The sequence below is a fragment of the Microbacterium sp. SWDP-B6 genome, assembly GCF_059803615.1.
Window position 1 is genome coordinate 527,004 of record NZ_JAPFGV010000001.1, and the last position, 13,373, is coordinate 540,376.

Genomic DNA, 13,373 nt, shown 5'->3' on the forward strand with positions numbered 1-13,373 from the left:
GGCTGACAGGGTGACGGACTCCGCAAAGCCTACCCTCATGGTCGTAGACGGCCATTCGCTCGCCTATCGTGCCTTCTTCGCCCTGCCGGTCGAGAACTTCACGACCAAAGACAATCAGCACACGAACGCCATCTACGGCTTCCTGTCGATGCTGGTCAACCTCATCAAGGCCGAGCAGCCGACGCACATGGCGATCGCTTTCGACACTTCGCGCCACTCGTTCCGCACGGATGTCTACCCGGAGTACAAGGCGACCCGCTCCGAGTCCCCGCAGGAGTTCAAGGGGCAGATCCCACTCCTGCAGGACTGTCTCGCCGCGATGTCCATCCCGGTGCTCACCAAAGAGGGGGTCGAAGCCGACGATATCCTCGCGACGCTCGCGGCGCAGGGAGCGGAGCAGGGATACGACGTGCTGGTGGTCTCGGGAGACCGCGACACGATCCAGCTGGTCACCGACGACGTCACGCTGTTGTACCCGTCGGTGCAGGGCGTCTCGCAGCTCAAGAGGTACGACCCGGTGACCGTGCAGGAGCGCTACGGGGTCCGACCCGAGCAGTACCCCGACATCGCGGCTCTCGTCGGCGAGACGAGCGACAACCTTCCCGGTGTGCCCAAGGTGGGCGAGAAGACGGCCGTGAAGTGGCTGACCCAGTTCGGCTCGCTCGACGACCTGCTCGAGCGCTCAGACGAGATCAAGGGCGTCGTGGGCGGCAATCTGCGCGATCACATCGAAGACGTGCGTCGCAACCGCCGCCTCAACCGACTGCTGCGTGACGTCGAACTTCCTGTCGCGCCTGACGACCTCGCCGTCGCACCGATCGATGCCCAGGCCGTGCGAGACATCTTCGCCCGCCTCGAGTTCCGCACCCTGCTGCCTCGCGTCTTCGAGGCCGTCGGCGCGGGCGAAGTCGCCGATGATCCGACGACGACAGTGGTGCTGCCCGAGCCGACCGAGGTCACCGCGGCGGACTTCATCAGCTGGGCCGGGGCGCAGACCGACGACGTCGCCGTGCGGATCGTCGTGCAGGGCGGGGCTCCGACGAGACTCGGTGCCGCCTCCGGGGACGAGCTCCGTGAACTCGACTGGAACGACGAGGTCGTCGAAGTCCTGCGGCCGTGGCTCGAGTCCGCGAGCCCCAAAGTGCTCCATGACGCGAAGCCCCAGGTGAAGGCTCTGCTCCGCCTGGGGGTGCGAATGAGCGGCCTGGCCTATGACACGAGTCTGGCGGGATGGCTGCTGCGCCCGAGCTTCCCTGACAAGACGCTCGGCGACCTCGTCGAGCGCTACCTCGGCGAGAAGCTGCCGGAGGCAGACCCGACGCAGCTCGTTCCGGAGACCGAGGGCGCAACTCCCTCGCAGGAGGCCTGGTTCGCGCTCCGTGTCGCCGCCGCGCTGCGTGAGGACATTCCCGAATCCGTCGCCGCCGTGCTCACCGACATCGAGCTCCCGACGCTGCTGACTCTGGCCGACATGGAGGTCGCCGGTGTCGCGGTGTCGCACGACGTACTGTCGACCTTCTCCGGCGAGCTGGCGACGCGCGCCGAGGGTCTCGCTCAGGAGGCGTTCGGCATCGTCGGTCGCGAGTTCAATCTCGGCTCTCCGAAGCAGCTCCAGGAGGTGCTGTTCGACGACCTGCAGCTGCCCAAGACCCGCAAGACGAAGACCGGGTACTCGACGGATGCCGCAGTGCTCGCCGACCTGCAGGAGTCCCACCCGCATCCGTTCCTGGGCCTGCTGCTGCAGCACCGCGAGGCGACGAAGCTGCGCCAGATCATCGAGTCGCTCGACACCGCCATCCAGGACGATCACCGCGTGCACACGACGTACGTGCAGACCGGCAGCCAGACCGGACGCCTGTCGAGCACCGATCCGAACCTCCAGAACATCCCGGTGCGCACCGAGGAATCACGTCGCATCCGCAGCGCCTTCCAGGTGGGAGAGGGCTACGAGTCTCTGCTCACCGCCGACTACTCCCAGATCGAGATGCGGATCATGGCACATCTCTCGGGCGACGAAGGTCTCATCGAGGCGTTCAACAGCGGTGAGGACCTGCATCGGTTCGTCGGTGCGCGGGTGTTCGGTGTCGAGCCGAGCGACGTGACCTCGGCGATGCGCACGAAGGTGAAGGCGATGTCGTACGGGCTCGTCTACGGCCTGTCGGCGTTCGGGCTGTCGAAGCAGCTCCGCATCGAGCAGTCCGAGGCGAAGCAGCTGATGGTCGAGTACTTCGCTCGGTTCGGAGCGGTTCGCGACTACCTGCGGGCATCCGTCATGAAGGCCAAGGAGGTCGGCTACACCGAGACCATCTTCGGCCGCCGCCGCCCGTTCCCCGACCTTGCGAGCCCGAACCGCGTGCTTCGCGAGAACGCCGAGCGCGCAGCGCTCAACGCCCCGATCCAGGGAAGCGCGGCAGACATCATGAAGATCGCGCTCCTGCACATCCACGAGGACCTGAGGTCAGAAGGTCTCAGCTCGCGCGCACTGCTGCAGATCCACGACGAACTCGTCGTCGAAGTGGCACCGGGGGAGTGGGATGCGGCGGAGCGGATCGTGCGGACCCGCATGGGCGACGCAGCGGACCTCACCGTGCCTCTCGACGTTCAGGTCGGCCGCGGACACGACTGGAACGAGGCCGCGCACTGAGGCTGGCCGACGCGTCGTGACTTCCACGGTGCAGAGCACGGCTGCGCGGCACACCGATATCCTGCGCCGGGGGTGCGGGGCTACGCTGGAGGGATGACTTCAGCTCCCCGCACTCCGTCTGCCATCGACAAAGTCGCCGATGAGTGGGTCGACACCATCGCGGTGCTCGCCCCGACGCTCGGCACCTACATCGGCAGAGACGAGGTCAACGACCGTTTCGGCGATCTGAGCCCCGAGGGGCACGAGCAGATCGCATCTGCAACGCGATCGACGCTCGCGAAGCTGCAGGCACTCGACCCGGTCGACGCGATCGACGAAGTCACGAAGACCGATCTCTCGGCAGAGCTCAGCCTGGATCTCGAGCTGCACGACGCGAAGTGGCACCTGCGAGACCTGAACGTCATCGCTTCAGCGCCGCAGGACGTGCGGTCGGCCTTCGATCTGATGCCGACGGCCACAGCGGACGACTGGAGCGTCATCGCGACGCGTCTCGCCGCGGTACCCGATGCGCTCCGCGGATACACCGAGACGCTCCGCGCGGGCATCGCCGCCGGAGTCACCCCCGCTCGGCGCCACGTGGTGGAGGTCGCCACGCAGATCGACCGCTACACGGCCGACGACGGGTTCTTCGCCGCATTCGTGGCCGAAGCGACTCCTCAAGAGGGCAACCTCCCCGCATCCCTCGCTCGCACTCTGGCCGACAACTCCGCTGCGGCGCGGGTCGCGTACGACGAACTTCGCAGCTTCCTGGCCGAGGAGCTCGCTCCCGTCGCGACGGAGGTCGATGCCGTCGGACGAGAGCTCTATGCGCTGAACTCCCGTCGCTTCCTCGGTGCCACGATCGACCTCGATGAGACCTATGAATGGGGCCGCGAGGAACTGGCCCGGATGGTCGCCGAGCAGACCGCGATCGCGAACGAGATCCTCCCCGGCGCCTCGGTCGAAGAGGCCGTCGCCCACCTCGAGGCCGATCCCGCTCGCAAGCTCGTCGGAACAGACGCTCTCCAGAAGTGGATGCAGGAGACGAGCGACCGCGCCGTCGCAGAGCTCGGCGCCACGCACTTCGACATCCCCGAGGCGATTCGCACTCTCGAATGCATGATCGCGCCGACGCAAGAGGGCGGCATCTACTACACCGGTCCGACTGACGACTTCTCGCGTCCGGGGCGCATGTGGTGGTCGGTTCCCGAGGGCGTCACCGAGTTCGACACATGGCGCGAACTGACGACGGTCTATCACGAGGGTGTCCCGGGGCATCACCTGCAGATCGCGCAGGCCGTCTACAACCGCGCCGAGCTCAACTCGTGGCGGCGACTGCTTGCCGGCACCTCGGGCCATGCAGAGGGTTGGGCGCTGTACGCCGAGCGTCTGATGCAGCAACTCGGCTACCTCGACGATCCGGCCGACCGGTTGGGCATGCTCGACGGCCAGCGGATGCGCGCGGCCCGTGTCGTGCTCGACATCGGAGTGCACCTCGGCAAGCCGCGTCTCGACGGCGACGGCACCTGGGACGCCGACTACGCACTCGACTTCATGCGCAAGAACGTGAACATGTCCGATCAGTTCGTGCAGTTCGAGGTCAACCGCTATCTCGGCTGGCCGGGCCAGGCGCCCTCCTACAAGGTGGGTCAGCGCATCTGGGAGCAGGTGCGAGACGCGTATCAGGCAGAGCGGGGCGCGGACTTCGATGTGAAGGACTTCCACAAGCGTGCTCTCGACATGGGCGGGGTCGGACTCGACACACTCCGAACCGCGCTTCTGTCGCGCTGAGGGAATGCGCCGACCGGATCCGCTGTTCATTCAGCTGAATAGAAAGGGCTGACATGAGCATCGAGTTCGGGCTGGACACCTTCGGCGACATCACGAGAGGCGACGACGGCGAGCTGCTCACCGGCGCGCAGACGATCCGCAACATCGTCGAGCAGGCGGAGCGCGCCGACAGCGTCGGTGTCGACTTCTTCGGCGTGGGGGAGCACCACCGCACGGAGTTCGCCGTGTCGGCACCGGAGATGGTGCTCGCCACCATCGCGGGTCGCACGAAGAGCATCCGTCTCGGAACCGCCGTCACCGTGCTGTCCTCGGATGACCCTGTTCGCGTGTTCGAACGCTTCTCCACCCTCGATGCCCTCTCGAACGGACGAGCCGAGGTCGTGCTCGGCCGGGGCTCTTTCATCGAGTCCTTCCCGCTCTTCGGCTACGATCTCCGCGACTACGACGCCCTCTTCGAGCAGAAGCTCGAACTCTTCGTCGAACTCCTCAAAGAGCAACCGGTGACCTGGTCGGGATCGATGCGCGCCTCGCTCGAGAACGCGAACGTCTTCCCGAAGACGGAGAACGGTCTGCGCACCTGGGTCGGGGTGGGCGGCAGCCCTGAGTCCGTCGTGAGGGTGGCACGTCACGGTCTCGGTCTCATGCTCGCGATCATCGGAGGCCCTGCCGGTCGCTTCCGTCAGTTCGTGGATCTCTATCACCGTTCGGTGGCATCCTTCGGCACGACCTCGCACCCGATCGCCGTGCACTCGCCGGGCCACATCGCAGACACCGATGAGGAGGCATGGGAGGCCGCGTACTCCGGTTTCGAGGCGATGAACAACACCATCGGTCGCGAGCGCGGATGGCCCCCGTACAGCCGGGCACGCTTCCAGAACGACGTGGGACCTGCGGGTGCTCTGTATGTCGGCTCGCCCGATCGGGTCGCGGCCAAGATCGCCGACACCGTCACGACGCTCGGACTCGGCCGCTTCGACTTGAAGTACGCCACCGGCACGCTGTCTCACGACGCGATGATGCGCAGCATCGAGCTCTACGGCTCAGAGGTCATCCCTCGGGTACGTCGGCTGCTCGCCGACCGCGACTGACGCACGTGCTCGGCGGCGCGCGCGTCACATCTACGATGTAGCCATGGCCAACACCGCGCTGCCGAGCCGGGCGTCGATCGCCGGACGTCTCGATGAGCTCCCGTTCACGCGCCGTCACCTGCGTCTTCTCACCGGCTCAGGGGTCGGCTGGGCTCTGGACGCGATGGACGTCGGACTCATCTCGTTCATCCTCGCGGCTCTCACCCAGCAGTGGGGTCTGACGAAGACGGATGCCGGATGGATCGCATCGGTCGGCTTCATCGGAATGGCGATCGGCGCGACCCTCGGCGGCCTCCTCGCCGACAGGCTCGGGCGGCGCCAGGTCTTCGCATTGACGCTGCTGATCTACGGCGTCGCCACGGGAGCAAGCGCGCTCGTGAGCGGTCTCGCCGCGCTCCTCGTGCTGCGGTTCCTCGTCGGACTGGGTCTCGGCGCCGAGCTTCCCGTCGCTTCCACGTATGTGAGCGAGTTCGCGCCCGCTCGCATCCGAGGCCGGCTCATCGTCATCCTCGAGGCCTTCTGGGCGCTGGGGTGGACGGCGGCCGCCCTGATCGGCTTCTTCGTGATCCCCGCATCCGACGACGGCTGGCGCTGGGCCTTCGCACTCGGCGCGATCCCCGCCGTGTACGCCCTGATCGTCCGGTGGGGGCTCCCGGAGTCGCCGCGGTGGCTCGCCTCGCGCGGCCGCATCGCCGAGGCCGATCGGATCGTGGCGACCTTCGAGGCTGACGCGGGTGTCGAACCAGTGCCTGCGATCAGGAGAGAGCCGGCGTCGCGCGCGATCGCCGTCACCACCCGCGCGCGATTGACCACACTGTGGAACGCGGAGTTCCGGGTTCGCACCATGTGCCTCTGGCTCGTCTGGCTCTGCGTGAACTTCGCGTACTACGGCGCGTTCATCTGGATCCCCAGCATCCTGGTCGATGCGGGATTCGATCTCGTACGGTCCTTCGGGTTCACGCTCATCATCACTCTCGCTCAGCTGCCGGGATATGCGGTCGCCGCGTGGCTGATCGAGGTGTGGGGCAGGCGCACGACGCTCTCGGTCTTCCTCGTCGGCTCGGCGGTGTCGGCTGTCTTCTTCGGGACATCGACGACCGAGACCGCCATCATCGCCTCGGGCATGGCCCTCTCGTTCTTCAACCTCGGCGCCTGGGGCGCGCTGTACGCCGTGACTCCCGAGATCTACCCGACCTCGTTGCGGGGCACAGGAGCGGGCTGGGCGGCGGGAGTGGGACGCATCGCGTCGATCGTCGCTCCGCTGGCCGTGCCGATCCTGCTCGTCGCGGGCGGGGCGCCGGTGCTGTTCGCGGTGTTCGGCGCGTGCTTCATCGTTGCGGCAGGAGCGGCGTGGGGCTTGGTCGATCGCGGGGGAATGGCGCTCGACGACCGGTGAGCGCCTCAGTGTCCGCGCGCGGGAATAGGCTGTCGAGGTGACAGAAGTACGTTATGTGGCCATCGGAGATTCCTTCACCGAGGGAGTGGGTGATGATCTCCCCGACGGCCGTGAGCGAGGGTGGGCGGACCTCGTGGCTCAGGGATGGGCCGATGCCGCCGGACACCCGATCAGCTACGCGAACCTCGCGATCCGCGGCAAGCTCGCCTGGCCGATCGTCGAGCAGCAGCTCGAACCCGCGCTCGCGCTGCGTCCGACGCATCTGTCGTTCAACGGCGGAGGAAACGACATGCTCCGACCGAGGACCGACCTCGAGCACATCGCCGACGCGTTCAGCCGGGTTCTGCGCCGGTGTGACGAAGAGGGCGTCACCCTGATCCTGCTCTCCGGGGCGAATCCGAGTGGTCAGCTTCCGATGGGGTCGCTCGTGCAACGGCGCGGCGACCTGCTCTCCGACGCAGTGCTGCGCCGGGTCGAGGGTCGCGACGACGTCGTGCGGGCACTCAACTGGCCAGACCGAGAACTCGCCGATGCGAAGTACTGGTCTGCGGACCGGCTCCACATGAACTCCGCCGGTCACCATCGTGTCGCCGCGCGAGTGCTCCACGGCCTGGGGTTCGAGCCGCCGTCGACGTGGTGGTCTCCGACCGCTCTCACCGCAGGCGGCCCGGCCGGTCTCGCCTACTACCGTGAGTTCGTCGGCCCCTGGGTCCGACGGCGCGTCACACGCACCTCTTCCGGAGACGGCCGCGCCGCGAAGTACCCGGACTGGGTCGAGAGGGTTCCGCACGCGTGACCGACATCGAGATGCGCCGCATCACAGGCGGCTCGGTCACTCTGCATGATGCGCGTCGCAAGGTCGAGCGCACCGTCGCGGTCGAGGACTTCGAGATCGGCGTGTTCCCGATCACCGAGGACCAGCTCGCGGAGATCCTCCCCATCGCATCACGGCATCCGCGGCGTCCTGCAGTCGACGTGAGCTGGCTCCGGGCGATCCATTTCTGCAATGCCGCCTCCGAATGGGAGGGGCTCGATCCGGTCTATCGCTTCAACGGCGAAGACGTCAGCTGGGATGCGACAGGTGACGGGTATCGGCTGCCCACTGAGGCCGAATGGGAGTACGCCTGCAGGGCGGGCTCGGTCGGTCCTCATTACGCGCCGCTCGCCGACGCCGCCTGGACGAGCGCCGACGCGGTCTCCTCTCCTCAGGATGTCGGTGGCAAGCTGCCGAACCTGCACGGCCTCTTCGACACTCTCGGGAACGTCTGGGAGTGGTGCTGGGATCTTCTGGATCCGGCCCGCTACGACGACTATCGGGTGTTCCGAGGCGGCGGATTCGCCGACGACTCCTGGAGCGTCCGGGCGTCGGTGCGCCGCGGGGGAGGACCCCGCGTGCATCACGAGGACGTCGGCATGCGTGTCGCCCGAGGAGGCTTCGACTCATCGGATGACGCCCAGGGCTGGTCAGCGCGAGCAGATCGTGAGCGTGCAGCGGTCGACGGCCCCGTGCCCTTCGGATGGACACCGTTGAGGCGACCGGGGCGCTGACATCACCCTCGGTCGATCAGCTTCACCATGTAGTGGTCGGGGTCGGCCGACGGTGCGAAGCCGTATTGTGCGTACAGACCGCCGGCAGTGCTGGTGGCGAGCATGATGCGCTTGACGGTCGAGGATTCGCGGAGGTCCTCCAGCACCCCCTCGACCAGCATCCGTCCGATTCCGTGCCCTCGGGCTCTCTCGTCGACGAACACATCGCACAGCCACGCGAAGGTGACTCCATCGGTCACGACGCGGGCGTACCCGACCTGCCGCTCAGCGTCGTCGCGGATCGAGTAGTTGCGTGACGCGTCTATCGCGGCATCCTGGGTCGCGCGGCTGCGGCCCTTCGCCCAGTACGACTCCTCGCTCAGCCAGCGGTGCACCAGGTCGCGATCGATCAGGGCGCGGTCGTTCGAGAAGGTGAAGCTCGTGGGCATGAGCCTCATCCTAGAAGCAGTCAGCGTCGCCTCTCGGGATCCAAGCCCATCCTGATGCGTGTGCGCTTGCGCTCGATCAGGATGAAGGTGACGCCGAGGATCCAGAGCGGGATGGGCATGAGGAACGCGACCCGGAATGCCTCGAGTGAGTAGGTCTCCGGCGTTCCCGCCCCTTGCAGGTCGAGAGCGAGCCCGATGAGGAAGATCGCGATCAGAGCAGCGATGAACCCGCCCGCATTCGTCACTCCGGTCGCGGTGCTCAGGCGGTGCGAGGGATTGTGCGTGCGTGCGTGGTCGAAGGCGATCATGCTCGCCGGGCCTCCCGTCGCGAGAGCCACGGCGAGAAGGTAGAGCAGCCAGAGCGGAGCCGGCTCGGGCAGAGCGAGGACGGCCACCCATGCGACGACCTGCACACCGACGGCAGGCAGGACGAGTGCGAGCGAGCGCTGGTTGGGCAGACGACGAGAGAGGTCGCCGATGATGGGACCCAGCGCCATTCCGGCCACCACATACACCGAGATGATCCCCGCGGCGTGCGCGGTGTCGAGTCCCTGAGCCGCTGTGAGGAACGGCATTCCCCACAGCAGGATGAAGGCGGTGCCGGCGAACGGCGTCGTGAAGTGCGACCAGAACGCGAGACGCGTGCCGGGGTGGGCCCAGGCCGCGCGGATGCCGACGCCCGTATCGATGGCCGAGGTGACGACGCGGATCACGCCCGTGTCGGTGTCGATCGTCACGTCAGCGCCGCGCTCGGCGGGGTGATTGCGGATGACGAGCGCGACGAGGATCGTGAACAGGACGCCGAGTCCCGCGATGCTGCCGAAGGTGACCGTCCACGTGGTGGCGTGCAGAAGAGCTGCGAGCGGTACGAGTGCGATCAACTGGCCCGCCTGACCGATGATGCCGGTGAACTGCACCATGATCGGTCCCCGCTGCGCCGGGAACCAGGTCGCCACCAATCGCAGCACGGCGGGGAAAATCGCCGCGTCACCTGCGCCGAGAAGAATGCGGGCGAAGATCGCGATCCCGATGCCGGGGGAGAGGGCCATCGTGAGCTGGCCCGCTGCCATGAGCAGCATGCCGATCGTCATGATGGGGCGGGAGCCGAAGCGGTCGAGCAGGATTCCGACGGGGATCTGCATCCCGCCGTAGACGGCGAGCTGCACCACGGCGAACAGCGCGAGGGTCGACGCATCGGCCTGGAACCGATCAGCGGCCTCCACGCCGACGGCGCCGAGCGACGTGCGGTTGGTGATGGCGAGAACGTAGGCTGCGACACCCACGCCCCAGATGAGCCAGGCCCTCCAACCCGGGGTGGTCACGGGGGAGCGGGGAACCTGTTGCACTCCTCCCACGGTACTCCTCGTGGGAGAGTCTCCCGACGCGAGGACACTCGAGCAGGGGGTGCCGGATGTCCGACGCTCTCGCTACCGTGGCCGCATGACACCTGTACCCGTGCACCACTCCATCAACTACGTCGAGCTCGTCGTCAATGATCTCGAGACGGCGAAGCGGTTCTACCGAGACGCGTTCGGCTGGGTCTTCGTGGACTACGGTCCCGCCTACGCGGGTATCGCCTCACTGACCGGAGACGGCACGGAGGTGGGCGGTCTGCTTCTCTCCGACCAGGGGCGTCCGCCCGGCGGGCCGCTCGTGCTGCTGTACTCCGACGATCTCGACGCCACGCAGAAGTCGATCACCGACGCGGGCGGCGCAGTGGTCCAGGGGCCGTACGAGTTCCCCGGTGGACGGCGACTGCACTTCATCGACCCGAGTGGCAACGAGCTCGGGGTCTGGGCTGCGCGGTGACGCCAGAATGAGTGTGTGACGTCTCATCCTCATCCTCATCCTCCGTATGACGAGCTCCGTCGGTCGCTCCGCGTCCGTGCATCGACGTGGGATGACGCGGACACGACCGCGGTGAGTGAACTCGTCCGCACGTATCTGCTGCAGACCGAGGCGGAGAAGCTCGAGTATGCCGAGGCATCGCCTGCAGGGCTGGCAGCGTTGCCGCCGAGTTACGAGCGCGAGGTGGCCGATCCGGTCGCCGCCTACGCGCACTGCACCACTCTGCTCGCAATGACCAAGCAGGGGCCCGTCGGTGTGGTGATCGTACGGGTCGATGGGGGAGAGGCCGAGATCAAGCGACTCTGGGCAGATCCGAACCTCCGTGGACGCGGTCTCGGATCCGCGTTGCTGGATGCTGCACTGGCGCTGACAACAGGACGCGTCCGGCTGTCCGTCTGGGAGTGGCGGGCGCCGGCGATCAGGCTCTACGAATCGCGCGGTTTCGAACGCGTCGCGTCGTGGGACGACCGAGAGGGGCTCATCTGCATGGAGAGACCCGCAGAAACTTTGCCCTTGCGCTAACTGTTCCCGTGATCAATACTCATCTTCATGGCTAACGATCAGGACGAGAACGCGGTTTTCCTTGCTCTCGCGGATCCGACTCGCCGCGAGGTCGTTCGCACACTAGGTCGCGGCCCGGCGAGCGTGGGCGAGCTCGCGCAGCCCTTCGCGATGACGCTTCCGTCGTTCATGAAGCACATCCACGCGTTGGAGGACAGCGGACTCATCCGCACATCCAAGAGCGGTCGCGTGCGCACCTGCACACTCGATCGCGACCGCCTCGCGGTCGTGGGGCACTGGCTCGACGAGCAACGGCGAGTCTGGGAAGACCGCACTGACCGCCTTGACGCCCTGATGGCCGATCCGGAGGAGAACCGATGACCCGCACCGCACTCGACCCGCGACTCGACCTGACTCTCGAGACGGCGCTGCCTGCGACCCCCACCGCCGTCGATCCGACGCACGGGGGCTCTGAATGACTCACCAAGTCGACATCGTCGAGCATGATGCCCTGTCCGAATCGCAATCGGCGGCACTGAGAGAACTCTTCGATCGTGAGTACCGAGCGGAGCATGGAGAGTGGAACCCCGATCGCCCGTACGGGTATTCGCCCGCAGATGTGCACGCGATCGTGTTCCGTGGCACCATCGCTGTCGCGCACGTCGGGTTTCAACGGCGCCTCATACGCGTCGGCGCACGCGAGGTCGCGGTCGCCGGAACCGGGGGAGTCCTCGTCCATCCGGACTGCCGCTCCGACGGACTCGGTCGCCTCGTGATGTCGCACGCGCAGCAGGCGATGCGCGACGACGATCGTGTGAGTTTCGGCTACCTCGGGTGCCGAGAGGAGGTCGTGCCGTTCTACGAGCGCACCGGCTGGTCACGGGTGAACGCCGTAGAACGTCATGTCTCGATGATCGACTCGAACGAGACGGTGACATCTTCGGCGGGGCCGATACTCGTCTTCTCGGCCGGCTCGGGCGCTGACGCAGATCTATGGCCGGAGGGTGACATCGACCTGCGAGGCACTCCATGGTGACCGTAACGAGGCGGACACGTGTTCCACAGCCAGATGCAGTCCGCAGACAGCCGGCTCCGTTGCGGGGCGCGCTCGGAGGCGCCTTCACCGCTGCGGGCGCGGGTTTGGTCGTGACAGCTATGGGAGTGTGACTGGCTTCGACACCGCGGGTCCATAAGCGACGGGGAGGCCGATTCTGACGTGTTCTGACATAATGTGCATTATCGGCGTTACTGCATTGCCGCGATCGGAGCGCTCGATAGGCTCGTGACGTGAACGGAAGCAACGTCGAGATCGACTGGGAAGCGGCGCGAAACGCCAACCGACAGAACTGGGATGATCGCGTCCCGTTGCACGAAGCGGCATACGGTCTGGACGCGTACGACGAGCCGACTCACATCAGCGACGTCGTGAGCGACGACCTGCCGGTGCTCAACCGTTTCGTGCGCGGCGGAACGCTCGCGGAATTGGACGTGTGCCACCTCCAGTGCCACATCGGCACGGACACGATCTCCTTGGCGCGTGCCGGGGCGATCGTGACCGGCGTCGATTTCTCGGAGCCGGCGCTGCAAGCCGCAGAGGCACTCGCGAACCGCGTCGGGGTCTCGGCCACGTGGGTCCAGACCGACGTCCTCGATGCGAGCAACGTGGTGTCAGGCGACTTCGACATCGTCTACACGAGCATCGGGACGATCTGCTGGCTCGAGGATCTCGACCGATGGGCGGCCCAGATCGTCGCTCTGCTGCGTCCGGGTGGGACGTTCTTCATCCGCGACGGCCATCCTGCGCTGCTGGCTCTCGACGAGGGCGCCCAAGAACTCACGACCCGCTACCCGTACTTCGGCGACGGCCGTGCGCAGCAATGGGACGACGAGTCGACCTACGCCGGAGACGGCAAGGTCGCTCACCCGCGCACCTACGAGTGGCCTCACCCCCTCTCCGAGATCCTCGGATCGCTGTTGAGAGCCGGTCTCCGCCTCCTGCACTTCGATGAGGGACGAACACTCCCCTGGCAGTTCAGCCCGCGGATGGTCGAGGTGTCCGGCGGCTACGCGTGGCCAGAGGCGGAACGCAACCTCATCCCCTGCACCTTCACCATCGTCGCGCGCCGGGACTGAGGCTTTTCTGCAGCGGT

The 13,373-nt window shown here is 66.8% G+C and carries 13 protein-coding genes; 11 read left to right on the forward strand and 2 right to left on the reverse strand.

The features are described 5' to 3' along the window. The first annotated feature begins 10 nt into the window (after positions 1-10). The 6 genes from polA to OPU70_RS02675 all read left to right on the forward strand — a co-directional run bounded on the left by polA (position 11) and on the right by OPU70_RS02675 (position 8,446). Positions 11-2,644, forward strand: coding sequence for a DNA polymerase I (polA, locus tag OPU70_RS02650; RefSeq protein ID WP_498557093.1), 2,634 nt, complete (start codon positions 11-13; stop codon positions 2,642-2,644). Positions 2,645-2,737: 93 nt separating this feature from the next. Beyond that, positions 2,738-4,414, forward strand: a complete 1,677-nt coding sequence (locus OPU70_RS02655; protein WP_498557094.1) for a DUF885 domain-containing protein — start codon at positions 2,738-2,740, stop codon at positions 4,412-4,414. 53 nt (positions 4,415-4,467) lie between these two features. After that, entirely contained in the window at positions 4,468-5,502 is a 1,035-nt protein-coding gene (locus OPU70_RS02660; protein WP_309688551.1) for an LLM class flavin-dependent oxidoreductase, read from the forward strand. A 43-nt stretch (positions 5,503-5,545) separates the two neighbouring features. Next, complete coding sequence (locus tag OPU70_RS02665; protein WP_498557095.1) at positions 5,546-6,898, forward strand: MFS transporter; 1,353 nt, start codon at positions 5,546-5,548, stop codon at positions 6,896-6,898. A gap of 37 nt (positions 6,899-6,935) precedes the next feature. Continuing rightward, positions 6,936-7,694, forward strand: coding sequence for an SGNH/GDSL hydrolase family protein (locus OPU70_RS02670; protein WP_042536658.1), 759 nt, complete (start codon positions 6,936-6,938; stop codon positions 7,692-7,694). Between the two features lie 11 nt (positions 7,695-7,705). Next, positions 7,706-8,446, forward strand: a complete 741-nt coding sequence (locus tag OPU70_RS02675) for a formylglycine-generating enzyme family protein (protein WP_498557232.1) — start codon at positions 7,706-7,708, stop codon at positions 8,444-8,446. Positions 8,447-8,448: 2 nt separating this feature from the next. On the opposite strand, the gene OPU70_RS02680 is transcribed toward OPU70_RS02675, so the two are convergent. Together OPU70_RS02680 and OPU70_RS02685 are read right to left on the reverse strand one after the other, a co-directional pair. Beyond that, on the reverse strand, positions 8,449-8,874 hold the full coding sequence (locus OPU70_RS02680; RefSeq protein WP_498557096.1) for a GNAT family N-acetyltransferase: 426 nt from the start codon (positions 8,872-8,874) through the stop codon (positions 8,449-8,451). A gap of 20 nt (positions 8,875-8,894) precedes the next feature. Then, entirely contained in the window at positions 8,895-10,220 is a 1,326-nt protein-coding gene (locus tag OPU70_RS02685) for an MFS transporter (protein WP_079112790.1), read from the reverse strand. 94 nt (positions 10,221-10,314) lie between these two features. On the opposite strand from OPU70_RS02685, the gene OPU70_RS02690 reads away from it, so the two are divergent. The 5 genes from OPU70_RS02690 (at position 10,315) to OPU70_RS02710 (ending at position 13,356) form a co-directional block, all read left to right on the forward strand. Beyond that, the gene (locus OPU70_RS02690) at positions 10,315-10,683 is read left to right on the forward strand and encodes a VOC family protein (RefSeq protein WP_042536660.1); all 369 of its coding nucleotides are present in this window, start codon (positions 10,315-10,317) and stop codon (positions 10,681-10,683) included. 111 nt (positions 10,684-10,794) lie between these two features. Then, positions 10,795-11,244, forward strand: a complete 450-nt coding sequence (locus OPU70_RS02695) for a GNAT family N-acetyltransferase (protein ID WP_498557097.1) — start codon at positions 10,795-10,797, stop codon at positions 11,242-11,244. Positions 11,245-11,271: 27 nt separating this feature from the next. Continuing rightward, positions 11,272-11,604 (forward strand): ArsR/SmtB family transcription factor, encoded by a 333-nt coding sequence (locus tag OPU70_RS02700; protein WP_079112789.1) that lies wholly within the window; start codon positions 11,272-11,274, stop codon positions 11,602-11,604. Positions 11,605-11,698: 94 nt separating this feature from the next. Then, positions 11,699-12,259, forward strand: coding sequence for a GNAT family N-acetyltransferase (locus tag OPU70_RS02705; protein ID WP_042536662.1), 561 nt, complete (start codon positions 11,699-11,701; stop codon positions 12,257-12,259). A gap of 251 nt (positions 12,260-12,510) precedes the next feature. Beyond that, entirely contained in the window at positions 12,511-13,356 is an 846-nt protein-coding gene (locus OPU70_RS02710) for a class I SAM-dependent methyltransferase (protein WP_079112788.1), read from the forward strand. The last annotated feature ends 17 nt before the right edge of the window (positions 13,357-13,373 follow it).